Genomic DNA, 14,118 nt, shown 5'->3' on the forward strand with positions numbered 1-14,118 from the left:
CCGTATCGTTAGACGGTGCGGTAGAGATGCTTCACTGCGTTCAGCATGACGTTCTTGTAGCTGTAACTACAGCTACACGCTCAAAATTTCTACCATGCGCATAAAGCTCTGGTTGATAACCTTGCGTTTATTAATGGTGTCGTCGAAAGGCGTGTACATCAGCTTACGGTCCACGATGCCGGCCATCACGTTTTTCATGCCGTTCATTAGGCCTTCGACGGCTGCAATGCCGAGCTGCGACGCCAAGAGGCGGTCGGCCGCCGTGGGCGAGCCACCGCGCTGAATGTGCCCCACAATCGTGACGCGCGTATCGAGCTGCGGAATGGCTTCTTTCACGCGTTTGGCCACGTTGTGCACGTTGCCTTCTTCCTCGCCTTCCGCCACAATGACAATAAATGAAGTTTTGGAGCGAGTCCAGCTATTTTGCAACGTCTCGATGACGGCCTCCACGCTCATGGCGGTTTCGGGCACCATCACAATTTCGGCCCCGCCGCCAATGGCGCATGGGATAGCAATATAGCCCGAATCGCGGCCCATCACTTCTACAAAAAAGCAGCGGTCGTGCGAGTCGGCCGTGTCGCGGATTTTGTCGATGGCTTCCAAGGCCGTATTCACGGCCGTGTCGTAGCCAATGGTGTAGTCGGTGCCGTAGAGGTCGTTGTCGATGGTGCCGGGCGCGCCCACGGTTGGGATACCGAACTCGTGCTCAAAAATGCTGGCGCCCGTAAAAGTGCCGTTGCCGCCGATGGCAATCAGGCCCTCAATGCCCGCGTTCACCAACTGGTCGAACGCCTGTTGGCGGCCCTCCTTGGTCATGAACTTCTGGCTGCGGGCCGATTTCAAAATCGTGCCGCCGCGCTGCACAGTGTTCGACACCGACGCCGAATCCATGCGCACAAATTCGCCCTTAATCATGCCACTGTAGCCGCGCATGATGCCGTACACTTCGAGGCCGTGGTACACGCCGGCCCGCACTACTGCTCGCACACAGGCATTCATGCCGGGGGCGTCGCCGCCGCTCGTAAAAACTCCGATTCTTTTCATATCCAAAATTCTAAAAGCGCCCAATGCAGGCCCACGGCCGCATCAGAACACGCAAAGGTCGCAAGTTTGGCGCACTTGCCGGGCTTACCCCCGCTTTTTTGTTGATACATTTTTGCAGCGCTTACGTATTAGCCTAGCGGAGCTGAGTAGAAAAGTTGGATATAAACTATTTTTTGTTTAATTTTCGTCTCTTCCCACTCCGCCCACTTTTCTTCTCTCTCTACTATGTTTGGTTTTTTCGAAAACGAGCAGGCCAAAAAGATAAAAGGCCACCTCTGCAATCTCGCGGCGCTAGCCAAAGCCGATGGTAACGTCGATGACCGTGAGCTCAACTTTATTATCACGGTAGGGAAGAAAAATGGGGTGTCGGCCTCTGAGGTGCGCAAGCTGGTGGCTGGCAATACCAATTGCCTATCCGACTTGCCGGGCAATGATTCTGAACGCTTCGACCAGATTTTCGACCTCGTTGATATGATGCTGGCCGATGGCATTGTAGACGAAACCGAGATGGATTTTTGCGTCATGATGGCCGAGAAACTGGGCTTCCGCCAAGCCATTGTGGGCGTGCTGGTGCGCAAGATTTCGCAAGGCGTGAAAGACGCCGTCCCCCGCGAGCGCATTAAGGATGAGAGCCTTTCTTTCTTGAATTATAATAGCTTGCCGCAGCGCTAGCGCGACAAGATGGGGTAGGGAATTTGCTTTAGCGTAGGTGGGCAATTTCCCTACCTCACCTCGTTGGTAATAGCCCGTAATAACCCAGCGCATGCTTCGTCAAGCTCCGCCTCGGTGATGGTGAGCGGCGGCGCGATGCGCAAGGAATTATCACAGAATAAAAACCAGTCGGTCAGAATGTTCTCCTCGGCCAGCGCCCGGTCGATAATGGGCTTGAGTACGTCGAACGACTCGAACTCAACGGCCATCAGCAGACCACAGTTACGAATTTCGCGGATGGCCGGGTGCACTAGCCGTTGCCGCAGCCGCGCGGCTTTAGCAGCCACGCCGGCCAGCAGGTTTTCTTCCTGAATGACCCGTAGCGTGGCCAGCGACGCCGCGCAGCTCACCGGGTGCCCCCCAAACGTGGTGCAGTGCCCCAGAATGGGATTGGTTTGGAAACCCACCATGATTTCGGGCGACGAGATGAAGGCGCCAATGGGCATGCCGCCGCCCATACCCTTGGCGCACACCAAGATATCGGGCACCACCCCAAACTGCTCGAATGCCCACTGCGTGCCCGTGCGCCCAAAGCCACACTGAATCTCATCTAGGATAAGCAGCGCACCCACCTCGGTACAACGCTGGCGCACGGCGGGCAGGTAGCCGGGCAGCGGCACCCGCACGCCGGCTTCGCCCTGCACGGTTTCGAGCACTACGGCCGCCGTATTTTCGGTAATAAAGGCTAAGTCTTCCAGTACGTTGTAGCGCAGGTGCGAAACGCCGGGCAGCAGCGGGCGGTAGCTGTTCTTAAAGCCCTCGGAGCCCGTGATGGATAAGGCGCCGTGCGTGGAGCCGTGGTAGGCATGGAGGCTAGAAACTAGGCCCGTACGGCCCGTGTGGCGCTTGGCTAGCTTGAGGGCTCCTTCAATAGCCTCGGCTCCCGAGTTGGTGAAGTATACCGTGTCGAGCGGCGGGGGGAGGGTAGCCGCCAGCGCGTGCGCCAGCTGCGCCGGCGGGGCTTGCACCAGCTCGCCATATACCATCAGGTGCAAATACTTATCGAGCTGGTCGTGAATGGCTTGCAGTACTTTTGGGTGCCGATGCCCCACGTTGCTGACGCCGATGCCCGCGATAAGGTCGAGCACGCGGCGGCCATCGGGCGTGTACATATACACGCCTTCGGCGCGCTCGATTTCGAGTAGTAAAGGAAATTCGGAAGTCTGGGCTTGGTGGCGCAGAAAGAGTTGGCGGGGCGTAAGCATAACGGCCGCAAAGGTACCGCCTGCTGCGCCGGGGCCGGGCAATTAGTCGAGGGTAGGGGCGTCGCCGGCCTGGCCCGCCACGCGCTTGAGCACCTCCTTGGTAAAGTCGCGCTCGGCTTGGTAAAGCTGAGCTATCTGGTGCAGGGTAAGGACTTTTTGCGCTTTGTCGAAATAGTCTTTTTCTAAATTCAGCTGCTGCTGGCGCAAGGAAAAATCCTGGGTGAAATTATCGCGCAACTGGCCGTCGCTCAGGCCAGCGTTGGCAATATCGCGGCGCAGCAGCCGAGCTGAGCGGTTGAGGTCGCGGCGCCGGGCCACAAACTCATTATACATCGGCCAGAAGCGCTGGGCCTGGTCCTGCGTCAGCGTCAGACGCGAAGTGATAAAGGCAATCTTGGCGTTATCGAGCTGGTTGATGCGCCGGCCTAGCGGTTGGCGGCCCTGCGCGCTGGCGGGCTCGTGGGCCGCCAAGGCCGCCACGCATAAACTACCAAATACAAAGGAGCGGATGGTCATGAATATTTGAAAAATAAAGACTTATAGTAGCGCGGCGTCATCGGCGGGCTGGTCGTCGAGGGCAGCAGTGAGCTCGCTGGCCGAAGGCCGTAGGTACTGTTGGGTAATGCCCAAGTGCTGTGCGGGTAGCTCGGCCAGGTCGGTCATGTCAACGTGGGCTTCGCTGGTCAGCAGGTAGTCCATCAGCTGCTCCTGCGGCACCCCGTCGAGGCGGGCAAGGGGGGTAGGGCTAGGCTGCGCCGGCCCGCCACCCAGCCACAGCGAAACGGCAAACGTGCCTAGCAGCAGTGTAGATGCCAGGCACGTGCGCATCGACATGGGCGCTTGCAGCAGCCAAGCTAGGGACACTCGCCGCCGTGCTGGCACGGCCACCTGCGCCATAATGCGCGTAGGCAACTGCTCGAAGTAGCCGGCTGGCGGCCCGCTCTGCGGCTGCGGCCAGCGGCGCGGGTGCTGCGCAAGGCGAAAAGAAGGTTTCATGAATGTTGGATGCTGGCGAGGCGGCCGGGTTTAATCAACGGTATCGGAAGGGAGCGTTGGCGTGTCGGCGGCAGTCACGTATTCTTCCACTTTGCGCACGGCGTGGTGGTAGCTAGCCTTCAGCGCGCCTACGCTGGTGCCGGTTACTTCGGCCATTTGCTCGTAGGGCATCTCGTCGTAGTAGCGCAGGTTAAATACCAGGCGCTGCTTGTCGGGAAGGCGCAGAATGGCTTTTTGCAGCTTTAACTCAATCTCATCGCCTGCAATGGCCGGGTCAGCCTCCATTTTAGCCGCCAGCTCGGCCCCTATGTCATGGAGCGGCAGGAAAAACTTGCGCCGTTTGCTTTGCAAAAAGCTCAGGCACTCATTGGTCGCAATACGGTAAATCCAGGTAAAGAGTGAGGCATCTTGCCGGAAATTTTCCAGGTTTTTCCAAACCTTGATAAAGACATCCTGCGTGAGGTCGTCGGCATCGTCGTGGTCTACCACCATCTTGCGGACGTGCCAATACACCTTCTGCTGGTACTTGCGCACCAACTGATTGAAGGCCAGATTTCGGCTGGCGGGCTGCTGAAATTTGGCGAGGATTTCGAGGTCTTCCAAACGCGGAGCGGGGGCGAATGCGCGGGTTGGACGCCAGGAGGGGGGTAGGGTTTAACGGCACTGGTACGCGCCGAACCTTAGTGCCCGAAAATGCTGAGCGAGGTCGTTTGCGCCGAGCGAATCGTAAAATTGCGCACGTCCGTAAACTTGCTGCCGTTGCTGGTAGCCGTGCGAAATACCAGCCGGTAGGCGCCCGGCTGCATGGCCAGGTTTACTTTGCTGCTGCTCTCGGGCAGGTTATAAATCCAGGTTTGCGACTCGTCATCGTTGAGGCGATAGAGGCTACCGAAGCCCTTGAGGTCGGAGGTAATATTGAGGGTGCCGGGCACGGCATAGGTCACGGTAGTGGTCTGGCCCTGGCGCACACTTACACGCTGCACAATGCGCGGCAAAGTCAGCAGTTCTACCTCGTAGTTGCCAGCTAGCAGCTTTTGGTGGGTGCCGAAGGGTAGGGCTGCCCCCGTAGTCGGGCTGCCCTGCGCCCGCACTACGGCCTGCACCGCGCCCCCGTAGGGGTTAGGGCTGATATTGGGGCTTTGCAGCCACAGCGTCCCCTGCGGAGTTTTGAACGTCAGCACGTTGGCCTTGCCCGGCTTGATGGCAATATTGGCTTGTCGCACGGCCGGTACCGTATTAATAACCAAGTCGTAGCTCTGGAGCGCGTCAATATCAAGCACATCGGCTTTGCCCTGAGCGTCGCGGTAGTGCACATAGTTGTACTCGGGCTGGTCGGTCACATTGTTTACAAACGTCATATTGACGTTCGATTCTACGGGCCGGCCCGCTTCGTCGGTCAGGTTCACGGCTACTGTGGTTTTGGCCAACGTTTGGGCAATCACGTCGTTGAGCACCGTTCGGAAGGTCTTTACCTCCGCCGCGTTGTAGTACTGCCCCAGGCATTCCAGCGCTTTGCCAAACTCCTTCTGTGCCCCGATTCCAATCACGAAAGGCTTCAAAAAAACACGCTTGCGCTGCAAGGCCAGCGAGGTGGCGCACGGGTCGCCGTTGCAAGACTCTACCCCATCGGTGATGAGCAGCAGCACGTTGCGCGAAGTTTTGTCCAAGGGAAAATCCTTTGCCGACTGCCCCAGCGAGTAAGTGATGGGCGTGTTGCCCTGCGCCTTCAGCGTCTTGAGCTTGGCCTTGATAGCGGCGGCGTTTTTGGGAGCGAACGGCACTTCGAGGCGCGAATCTTCGCAGTTTTGCTCGGAGTTAGCGTGCTGGTGGCCGTACACGCGCAGGCCCAGTTCTAGGTTGGGGTAGGCGTTGAGCGAGTCGGCCATATTGGCTAGCAAGCGCTTAGCTACTTCCCAGCGCGGTTGGCCCTCCCAAGGCGCCATCATCGAGCCCGAGGCATCGAGCAAAAACAGGATGCGCGTGACTTTGGGCCGCTCAACTGGCGCATTCTGCGCCTGGCCCCGTAGCGAAACAAGAAATAGCATGCAGCCCAGCAGCCAAATACTGCGGTGAGCTAGAAATCGGAGTGGGAGTAGCATCGGCGAAATTTACAGCGCTAATGTGAGTTTAGCACAACGCAAGTCTCAGCCGCAGAGTACTATTTAGTAGGTTTTCTAAATAGCCAATATAAAAATGGGTGGCGGGTGCTGTCGCTTGCCGGTTGGCTAAGCACCTGCGTGCCTTTGGGGCTAACCAGCACCTCTGTATTCCCCTGGTGGTGCAGCACGCTGTGCGTGCCATCTGGGTTAACTATCACTGTCGGATTGCTAGCTGTGTTTGGGATTACCGTATGCGTACCATTCGGATTGACAATAAGGGCCGTAGTGCCATTTTGAATCATTGTCGAATGCGTGCCATCCGGGTTCACAATCACCGCGGTATTACCATTTTGATGCACCACCGAATGGGTACCATCTGGGTTCACCACCACCGAAACCTGCGCTTGCGCAACGTTGGCACCGAGTAAAAAAAGCATGCCGAGGAGCAGCTGTAGTTTCATAACAAGTAAGAATTAGCTGAGAAAAAAGCTTGGTAGCAAGTGCCTTACCCCTGCCAGCCTACGCCAGCCTGCGAAATTTGCGCCAACCACAAACCGGCAGTACGCGAACTCAGCTAGGCGCTAAGCGACCAACGATTCGACGTGCGCCAAGTGATGTTGCCCATGCCAGGCATATTGCACCAGTGCTTGGTCGAGTGTTGAAGTCGTGAGGTAGCGCGGGTGGTAAAAGGTGCGCGGCCACTGGTCTTCTCTAAGGTGCTGCAAAAGCACTACCCAGCGGGCGTGCAGGCTCTCAAGTAGCGCCAGCGATACTGAAAGGGGGGTAGCCGCCACGTCGGGCAACTCGGCCCAAGCCTGCTCATCAAAAGGTCGAACGGTCGGGTTGTCCTCCGTCAACGCCAGCCGAAAACGGCTGTATAGATTGAGGTGCGTATCAGCCAGGTGATGAATTACTTGTCGGCCCGTCCAGCCACCGGGGCGGTAGGGCCGCTCCAGCCGCTCGGCCCCAGCGCGGCTAACCGCCGCTTGCAGTTTAGCCGGCAATGCTGCAATCTGTTGAATATAAGGTGCTCGCTCGGCCGAAGTAAGGGGGGTAGCAGGCAGTTGCGCCCGGCCAATAGGATAGCGCAGGTCGAGGGGGGTAGGGGCGGCCATAACGTGGAATTGGTCAGGGCGCAAATGTAACGGGCATCCTTGGCGCGAGTTTCAAGCGGCGTAACTCGGGTCAATTCTTGGCGAGCCTGCGCTGTATTATAACCGCTCGCTCATTAGCAGCGCAGTGCTGCCTTACCGGTAGGGCGGTACTATAGGTTGCGCCATTACTCAGTCAATTAGCGTGAGTTATACCAGGCTAAATTTGTGCTAATTAGATAGCTTGTTATACTGAATAATAAAAACCCCCGCACCGACTTTACAGCCAATGCGGGGATTCTTACTTACTGGGCAATTGCCAAGCTACTACATATTCTTCACGATTTCTTCGCCGAACTCGCTTGTTTTGAGGAGGGTAGCGCCTTCCATTTGGCGCTCGAAGTCGTAAGTTACGCGCTTGCTGGCAATGGCGGCTTCAAGACCCTTGTTGATGAGGGCGGCAGCTTCTTTCCAGCCCAGGTACTCCAGCATCATCACCCCCGAGAGGATAACCGAGCCAGGGTTTACTTTATCCTGGTTGGCATACTTGGGCGCGGTGCCGTGGGTAGCCTCGAAGATGGCGTGGCCAGTGAGGTAGTTGATGTTAGCGCCCGGCGCAATGCCGATACCGCCCACAATGGCAGCCAGCGCGTCGGAGATATAGTCGCCGTTCAGGTTCAGCGTAGCCACTACCGAGTACTCGGAGGGGCGAAGCAAAATCTGCTGCAAGAAGGCATCGGCGATGCTGTCCTTAATGAGCAGTTTGCCCTGCTCGATGGCTTGCTTCTGCAGGGCATCGGCCACGGCCACCCCCTGCTTAGCCACAATTTTATCGTACTGCGCCCAGGTGAATACCTTGTTGCCAAATTCCTTCTCAGCCAGCTCGTAGCCCCAGGTTTTGAAGGCGCCTTCGGTGAACTTCATGATATTGCCCTTGTGCACGATGGTCACCGACGGCAACTTGTGCTCCAGCGCATACTTGATAGCAGCGCGCACGAGGCGTTCGGTGCCTTCTTTGGACACCGGCTTAATGCCGAACGACGACGACTCGGGGAAGCGAATCTTCTTCACGCCCATCTCGTCTTGCAGGAATTCGAGCATTTTCTGAGCCTGCGGCGTGCCGTTCATGTACTCGATACCGGCGTAGATGTCCTCCGTATTTTCGCGGAAGATGACCATATCCGTTAGCTCGGGGTGCTTCACGGGTGAGGGCACGCCTTCGTAGTAGCGCACGGGGCGCACGCAAGCATACAAGTCAAGCTCTTGGCGCAAGGCCACGTTCAGCGAGCGGATGCCGCCGCCAACGGGGGTAGTAAGCGGGCCTTTGATGCCCACTAGGTATTCGCGAAACGCGTCGAGGGTTTCGGCGGGAAGCCAGTTATTGAGCTGTTTATAAGCTTTTTCGCCAGCCAGGACTTCTTTCCACACCAGCTTCTTTTTGCCGCCGTACGCTTTTTCTACTGCTGCGTCAAATACGAGCTGCGAGGCCCGCCAAATGTCCGGCCCAATACCATCGCCCTCAATGAAAGGAATGATGGGTTGGTCGGGAACATTTAGCTTGCCATTTTTAATGGTGATTTTCTGCTCTGCCATGAGGAAAAAGTTGTCTGTTATTCGTTGTCAGTTATCGGGTGGGAGGGGGTAACTACTGGGTGCCGGCACCGCCACTAGTTATCAAGCCACCACTTAATAACCAGCATTTGACAGTTAAGAATCAATACCCGAAGATTTCTTTCAGGCTTAGCTGCTGTACCGAGCCATATTTGGCTAGCTCCTTGAAGTTTAGCCGGTCTTTGGAGCCAATCACCAGAATTACTTGGTTTTGCCCCTTTACTTTGGCCTGCTGAAACTTCTGCAAATCGGTAAAGCTCATGTTCTGGGTTTGCTCGTACACGTCGCGGCGTAGGTCGTAGTCAAGGCCCAGGCGCCGCGCACGCTCGTAACTGAGCAGCACACCTTCATGCGTAATCCGGTCGGTGGCAATGCTGTTGCGAATGCTCTGCTTGGCAATAGCCAGGTTGGCATCGGCCAGCGGCATGTCAGTAAGCAGGCCTTCCATGCCGCTCATGGCCTCGGGCAGTTTATCGCTCTGCGTGCCGATGTAGCTGAGGATATAATTGGAACGGCCGGTTTTGTCGGCGTTCGCGTAGCGCGACATGGCCGAGTAGGCTAATGCCTTGCTCTCGCGCAAATCCTGGAATACGATGCTACCCATGCCCCCGCCGAAGTACTCGTTGTACAGCGCCACGGTGGGCGCCAGCAGCCGGTCGTAGGTATCGCCCTTGGTTAGGAATAGGATTTCGGCCTGCACCATGTTATAATCCACCCAATAGACCTTTTTTTCCTTCAACGGTTGCTCGGCAAAGTCCTTAGCGGCTGGGTCGGGCTTCAGGGTAGCGGGCGTTTGGTGGTCGGTACGAATGACCGTCGTAAGGCCTGCTATATCGCGTGGCCCATAGTATAATACGCGGTGCTGATAGGTCGGCAGGCTTTTCAGTAAAGAAGTCAACTGCTCAGGCTTCAGGGTCTTCAGCTGCGCCTCGGGCACCACATCCGTAAACGGATTGTGCGGGCCGTACTTGGCGTAGTTCAGCATGGCTTGGTTCAGGATAACACCTTTGCTGAGCTTGGCATCCTGGCGCTGCTTCAAAATGCCGGCCACCTGGTTTTTGAGGGCCGCCGCGTCGGGACGCGGGTTATTGAGCAATTGCTCAAACAGCTTCATGGCCGGCTCCAGGTTGGAATCGAGCCCGCTAAGGCTGATAAGCACCCGGTCTTGGCTGCTGCTGACTGCGAATGAGCACCCCAGCTTATAAAACTCCTGCTGCAACTGCGCCGCCGTGTACTGGCCCGTGCCCAGGTACTGTAAATAATCCGTGGCTACGTCGAGCAGCGGATTATTGTTGGAGCCCAGGTCAATAGCGTAAAACAGGCTGAATAAGCCGTTTTCGCTGTTCTTGGTATAGTAGAGGGGTAGGCCCGGCTTAATGCTAGCCGTTTGAATATCCTTCTTGTAATCAACAAAAACCGGCTGCAATTCCGTGCTGGGCAACTTCGATACTTCCTTATAGTAGTCTGAGGCTGCGTCGCGGTTGGCCGGTACTGGCGTGATGGCTGGTTTCACCACCTTCACCGTGTTTGGGTCTTTGCCGGTGTGCTTGAGCACGGCCACGTAGTTCTGGCCGTAGTTGTCGTTAGCAAACTTGACAATTTCGGCTTTCGTAATCGTGCCAAAATCTGCCTGTTGCTTGACGTAATCAGCCCAGCTCACGCGCTCAATAAACGACTCGTAGAGCGCCGAAGCCCGCGCCTCGTTGCTTTCGTAGCTCTTGGTCAGGGTCAGCTTCTCGTTGTTGATGATGGCCGGAATGAGCCAATCGGGAAAGTTGCCGCTCTTTACTTTCGCTAGCTCACCCAGCATCAGCGCCTGCACCTCGGCTAGCGACTGGCCCTGGCGCGGCGTACCGTAAAGCACGTGCGTCGAGTAGTCGTCGTTGAGGTCAGCGAAGGTCTGGGCTTGCAACACCTTTTGCTGCTGGTTCAGGTCAAGGTCAAACAGGCCGGCCTGGCCGTTGGTCAAAATCTTGTCCAGCATCCGTAGGCGCAGGCCGTCGCGGGTGGCTTTGCCGGGCAAGCGGTAGCCCAGCATCACGTTTTCCGAGCTGGGGCCAGTTACCTCCTTCACAATAGGAGTAGTAATTGGCTGCTCAACCGGCGAATGAAACACGGGCACGGGCTTGTTTTGCAGGCTGCCAAAATACTTGTCAATCAGCCGGATAGTCTGGTCGTAGTCTAGGTCGCCACTTAAGCACAGCGCCACGTTGTTGGGCACGTAGTACTGGCCGAAGTACTTCTTAATCTCCGTAATCGACGGGTTTTGCAGATGCTCAATTGTGCCGATGGTCGTTTGCGTGCCGTAGGGATGGGTAGGGTAGAGGCTGCCGTTTAGGGCCTCAAATTCCTTGCTGAAATCATTGTCCAAGCCCCGATTCTTCTCCTCGTACACAGCCTCCAACTCGGTATGGAACAGGCGCGGCACCATTTCCCTAAACCGCTCGCTTTGCACCGCGGCCCACTTTTCGAGCTGGTTACTCGGAATATCTTCTTTGTAAACAGTCTCTTCGTTCGAGGTGTGTGCGTTCGAGCCCTTCGAGCCAATGCTGCCCATCAGCTTGTCGTATTCGTTGGGCACAGCATAGCGGGCCGCTACCCCCGAGATAGAATCAATCTGATGATAGGTGCGCTTGCGGGCTACTGGGTCGTTGCGTTCGCCACGGTACGTTTCGTACAGGCCCTCAATCTTATCCAGCTCTGGTTTTTCCTTGCTCCAGTCTTTGGTGCCGAGCCGCGAAGTACCCTTGAACACCATGTGCTCCAGGTAATGGGCTAAGCCTGTAGCTGCAGCGGGGTCATTCTTAGAGCCGGCGCGCACGGCCACGTAGGTTTGAATACGGGGCGCGTCTTTATAATCCGACAAGTAGACCGTCAGGCCGTTATCAAGCTTGTACACGCGCACCCCGAGCGGGTCGTTGGGAGCGGTTTCGTAGCGATACTCCTTAGTCGCTGCCGGGGTAGGAACCGCCGTAGTAGCCACCGCGGCGGCGGGTTTACTCGACTGGCACTGTGTGGCCAAGCCTAAGGTGGCCAGGGCTGGCAACAGGAGCAACAACGGTCGATTCACAAACTTACTAGTCAGGGCGCGGGGAACTTTATAGGGGCACAAAGGTAGAAGTTCGTGCGGGGAATAAAAAACAAAAATTTCACTTCTGCCCCAATGACTCGTCTACTGCTAGCAGGGATAATGCGGAGTAGATACAGTCTTAGTTATCAATTATTTATAAGCACAAGTGGAACTTGGCTAACGTAGCCTGCTAGAAATCGGCGCTACCGCTAGCCGTGATTTCTCATCCGCTTTCTATATCTTAGATGGTTTGCCTCATGAGTACATCTGCCAACCACAGCAACCTACTGGTTGCTACTTCACGGCGCTATGTCTGGTAGCTAGTAGGTGCTAAGCCTGCTTTGGCTTGTCCGCATTTGGATGCACTGCTTGCTATTGGATTTTCACTTTCAAACCGATTTTTGAGGCATTAGGTAGCGTGCATCATCGCATTCATTCGGCCTAAGAAGTAGTGGTAACTAAGGGTGGCTCAGCAGTACCGTTGGGGAGGGTGGCCTTGTTTAGCGGTAAACAGCGGGGCCATTACCTATTTAAAAGGCCCTACCCCCTTTGCTAGCGAAGGGGGTAGGGCCTTTTAAATAGGCAGTTCTGGAAGTTGATTCTGCCAACGAAAGCAGTTACATCTCTATTGGCAATACTCCGGCAAGTACTTCAAAAGTCAGCCTTACTCCGCGCTAGGAGCTGCCGATGCGTCAGAAGCCGCGGCTGAGCCGTCGGTAGGGCGGGGGCCTTTGCCTCGGTTGCGGCCACCACGCTTGCGGCGGCGCTGGCCTTCGGCTGCTTCACCTTCGGCCCGGGGGGCCTCACCGTCGGGGCGCGGAGCGCGAGGCTCACGGGGTGGGCGCGGAGCTTCACCCTCAGGACGCGGCTCACGCGGCGGGCGCGGCTCGCGAGGCGGTGCTACGTAAGCCGCTACCGGGCTCTGGCCCGCGTCGATGGCAGCTAGACGAGCAGCAGCATTAGCTAGGCGCTCGGCGCGCTGTGGGTCGTTCTTGGCCTCGCCATCGCGGCGGGGGCCGCGGTCGCGGCCATTGCGGTCACCTTCGGCGCGAGGCGGGCGGGCACCACCAGCTTCACCGTCGCGGCGGGGGCCACGGTCGCGGCTACCCCCACCACCGCGGCTATCGCCACGTGGGCCAGTTTTACCGTGCAGGCCACTGAAGCGCTTGGGGTCAAACTCGGGGGCTGGGCCGTAGCCAAGCCCTTCGGTAATGGCCTGTTTCTCAATCTCCCGCTCAATGAGCTTCTCGATTTTGACGATGCGGTCCTGGTCTTGGTCGGCAATAAAAGTGATGGCCGTGCCAGTGGTTGCGGCGCGAGCCGTGCGGCCAATACGGTGCACATAGTCTTCGGCGGCGCGGGGCACATCAAAGTTCACCACGTGGCTAAGCGAGTCAATATCAATACCCCGGCTTACCACATCGGTCGCCACAAGGATGGGAAATTGCTTGTTCTTGAAGGCCCGCATGGTTGCCTCGCGTTCCTCCTGGGTGCGGTCTGAGCTAATGCCCTGGGCCGGGTAGCCCAGTTTATTAAGTGAGCGCACGATACCCGCCACGGCTGCTTTCTTGCTGGTAAAAAGCACCATGCTTTGCACGTCCTGCGCCTTGATAAGATGCTCGAGCACGGGCAGCTTCTGGTGGTCGAAGGTCATGTAGAACTGCTGGTTGATACCCGCGGCGGGCTTGCTCACGGCCAGCCGAACCTCGTCGGGGTCTTGCAGAATCTGCTGCGAGAAGTCCTTGATTTTGTTCGGCATGGTAGCCGAAAACAGCAGCGTCTGGCGCTGCTTGGGCAGCTGCCGCACAATGTTGAGGATGTCATCGGCAAAGCCCATGTCCATCATCTTATCGGCCTCGTCGAGCACCAGGTATTTCAGGTCGTCGAATTTAACGTACCCGAGCTGCATGTGGGCAATGAGGCGGCCAGGGGTAGCAATAATGATATCGGCGCCGCTGGTGAGGGCGCGCTTCTGCTGCTCCCAGTTCTCACTTTTGCCGCCGCCGTAAATGGCAATAGAAGAAGCTTCTACAAAATAGCCGAAGCCCGTCACTTGCTCGTCAATCTGGGTGGCCAGCTCGCGGGTAGGCACCAGCACGAGGGTAGACGTGGTGCCGTGCTTGGCGTGCGAGATGCGGTCGAGCAGGGGCACGAGGTAGGCGGCGGTTTTGCCGGTGCCAGTCTGGGCGCAGGCAATGAGGTCTTTGCCGGCGAGGATTTTGGGAATCGCCTGCTCCTGAATGGGCGTGGCGTTGAGGTAGTTCATGGCATCCACGCCGGCCAGTAGGTCG

General features: G+C 57.1%; 12 protein-coding genes. 1 reads left to right on the forward strand and 11 read right to left on the reverse strand.

Annotated features, from left to right (window positions below):
• Positions 1 to 72: 72 nt before the first annotated feature.
• Positions 73 to 1,044, reverse strand: coding sequence for a 6-phosphofructokinase (gene pfkA / locus GO988_RS02875; protein WP_157562015.1), 972 nt, complete (start codon positions 1,042 to 1,044; stop codon positions 73 to 75).
• A gap of 225 nt (positions 1,045 to 1,269) precedes the next feature.
• On the opposite strand from pfkA, the gene GO988_RS02880 reads away from it, so the two are divergent.
• Positions 1,270 to 1,716 carry a tellurite resistance TerB family protein gene (locus GO988_RS02880; RefSeq protein ID WP_157562016.1) on the forward strand — a complete coding sequence of 149 codons (447 nt, stop codon included), beginning with the start codon at positions 1,270 to 1,272 and terminating at the stop codon, positions 1,714 to 1,716.
• Positions 1,717 to 1,766: 50 nt separating this feature from the next.
• On the opposite strand, the gene GO988_RS02885 is transcribed toward GO988_RS02880, so the two are convergent.
• From GO988_RS02885 to GO988_RS02930, 10 genes are all read right to left on the reverse strand, one after another.
• Positions 1,767 to 2,960 carry an aspartate aminotransferase family protein gene (locus GO988_RS02885; protein ID WP_157562017.1) on the reverse strand — a complete coding sequence of 398 codons (1,194 nt, stop codon included), beginning with the start codon at positions 2,958 to 2,960 and terminating at the stop codon, positions 1,767 to 1,769.
• Between the two features lie 42 nt (positions 2,961 to 3,002).
• Entirely contained in the window at positions 3,003 to 3,476 is a 474-nt protein-coding gene (locus tag GO988_RS02890; protein ID WP_157562018.1) for a hypothetical protein, read from the reverse strand.
• Positions 3,477 to 3,497: 21 nt separating this feature from the next.
• A complete protein-coding gene (locus tag GO988_RS02895) occupies positions 3,498 to 3,956 on the reverse strand; it encodes a hypothetical protein (protein WP_157562019.1) in 459 nt (152 codons plus the stop codon).
• A gap of 30 nt (positions 3,957 to 3,986) precedes the next feature.
• Positions 3,987 to 4,559, reverse strand: coding sequence for an RNA polymerase sigma factor (locus tag GO988_RS02900; protein WP_157562020.1), 573 nt, complete (start codon positions 4,557 to 4,559; stop codon positions 3,987 to 3,989).
• A 77-nt stretch (positions 4,560 to 4,636) separates the two neighbouring features.
• On the reverse strand, positions 4,637 to 6,001 hold the full coding sequence (locus GO988_RS02905) for a vWA domain-containing protein (protein ID WP_232341345.1): 1,365 nt from the start codon (positions 5,999 to 6,001) through the stop codon (positions 4,637 to 4,639).
• A gap of 113 nt (positions 6,002 to 6,114) precedes the next feature.
• Positions 6,115 to 6,516 carry a hypothetical protein gene (locus GO988_RS02910; RefSeq protein ID WP_157562022.1) on the reverse strand — a complete coding sequence of 134 codons (402 nt, stop codon included), beginning with the start codon at positions 6,514 to 6,516 and terminating at the stop codon, positions 6,115 to 6,117.
• A gap of 120 nt (positions 6,517 to 6,636) precedes the next feature.
• A complete protein-coding gene (locus GO988_RS02915) occupies positions 6,637 to 7,170 on the reverse strand; it encodes a YfiT family bacillithiol transferase (RefSeq protein WP_157562023.1) in 534 nt (177 codons plus the stop codon).
• A 303-nt stretch (positions 7,171 to 7,473) separates the two neighbouring features.
• The gene (gene icd / locus GO988_RS02920) at positions 7,474 to 8,739 is read right to left on the reverse strand and encodes an NADP-dependent isocitrate dehydrogenase (protein WP_157562024.1); all 1,266 of its coding nucleotides are present in this window, start codon (positions 8,737 to 8,739) and stop codon (positions 7,474 to 7,476) included.
• Positions 8,740 to 8,860: 121 nt separating this feature from the next.
• Positions 8,861 to 11,827 carry a M16 family metallopeptidase gene (locus GO988_RS02925; protein ID WP_317164768.1) on the reverse strand — a complete coding sequence of 989 codons (2,967 nt, stop codon included), beginning with the start codon at positions 11,825 to 11,827 and terminating at the stop codon, positions 8,861 to 8,863.
• A 664-nt stretch (positions 11,828 to 12,491) separates the two neighbouring features.
• Complete coding sequence (locus tag GO988_RS02930; RefSeq protein ID WP_157562765.1) at positions 12,492 to 14,093, reverse strand: DEAD/DEAH box helicase; 1,602 nt, start codon at positions 14,091 to 14,093, stop codon at positions 12,492 to 12,494.
• Between the last annotated feature and the right edge of the window lie 25 nt (positions 14,094 to 14,118).

This window comes from Hymenobacter ginkgonis, from assembly GCF_009755225.1.
Taxonomy (GTDB): Bacteria; Bacteroidota; Bacteroidia; order Cytophagales; family Hymenobacteraceae; genus Hymenobacter; species Hymenobacter ginkgonis.

What these genes read in the sequence shown, in the direction of transcription:
- GO988_RS02880 (WP_157562016.1), top strand. Translation starts at nt 1,270, where the DNA reads ATGTTTGGTTTTTTCGAAAACGAGCAGGCCAAAAAGATAAAAGGCCAC.
- GO988_RS02910 (WP_157562022.1), bottom strand. Translation starts at nt 6,516, where the DNA reads ATGAAACTACAGCTGCTCCTCGGCATGCTTTTTTTACTCGGTGCCAAC.
- icd (WP_157562024.1), bottom strand. Translation starts at nt 8,739, where the DNA reads ATGGCAGAGCAGAAAATCACCATTAAAAATGGCAAGCTAAATGTTCCC.
- GO988_RS02915 (WP_157562023.1), bottom strand. Translation starts at nt 7,170, where the DNA reads ATGGCCGCCCCTACCCCCCTCGACCTGCGCTATCCTATTGGCCGGGCG.
- GO988_RS02905 (WP_232341345.1), bottom strand. Translation starts at nt 6,001, where the DNA reads ATGCTATTTCTTGTTTCGCTACGGGGCCAGGCGCAGAATGCGCCAGTT.
- GO988_RS02885 (WP_157562017.1), bottom strand. Translation starts at nt 2,960, where the DNA reads ATGCTTACGCCCCGCCAACTCTTTCTGCGCCACCAAGCCCAGACTTCC.
- GO988_RS02895 (WP_157562019.1), bottom strand. Translation starts at nt 3,956, where the DNA reads ATGAAACCTTCTTTTCGCCTTGCGCAGCACCCGCGCCGCTGGCCGCAG.
- GO988_RS02930 (WP_157562765.1), bottom strand. Translation starts at nt 14,093, where the DNA reads ATGAACTACCTCAACGCCACGCCCATTCAGGAGCAGGCGATTCCCAAA.
- GO988_RS02890 (WP_157562018.1), bottom strand. Translation starts at nt 3,476, where the DNA reads ATGACCATCCGCTCCTTTGTATTTGGTAGTTTATGCGTGGCGGCCTTG.
- pfkA (WP_157562015.1), bottom strand. Translation starts at nt 1,044, where the DNA reads ATGAAAAGAATCGGAGTTTTTACGAGCGGCGGCGACGCCCCCGGCATG.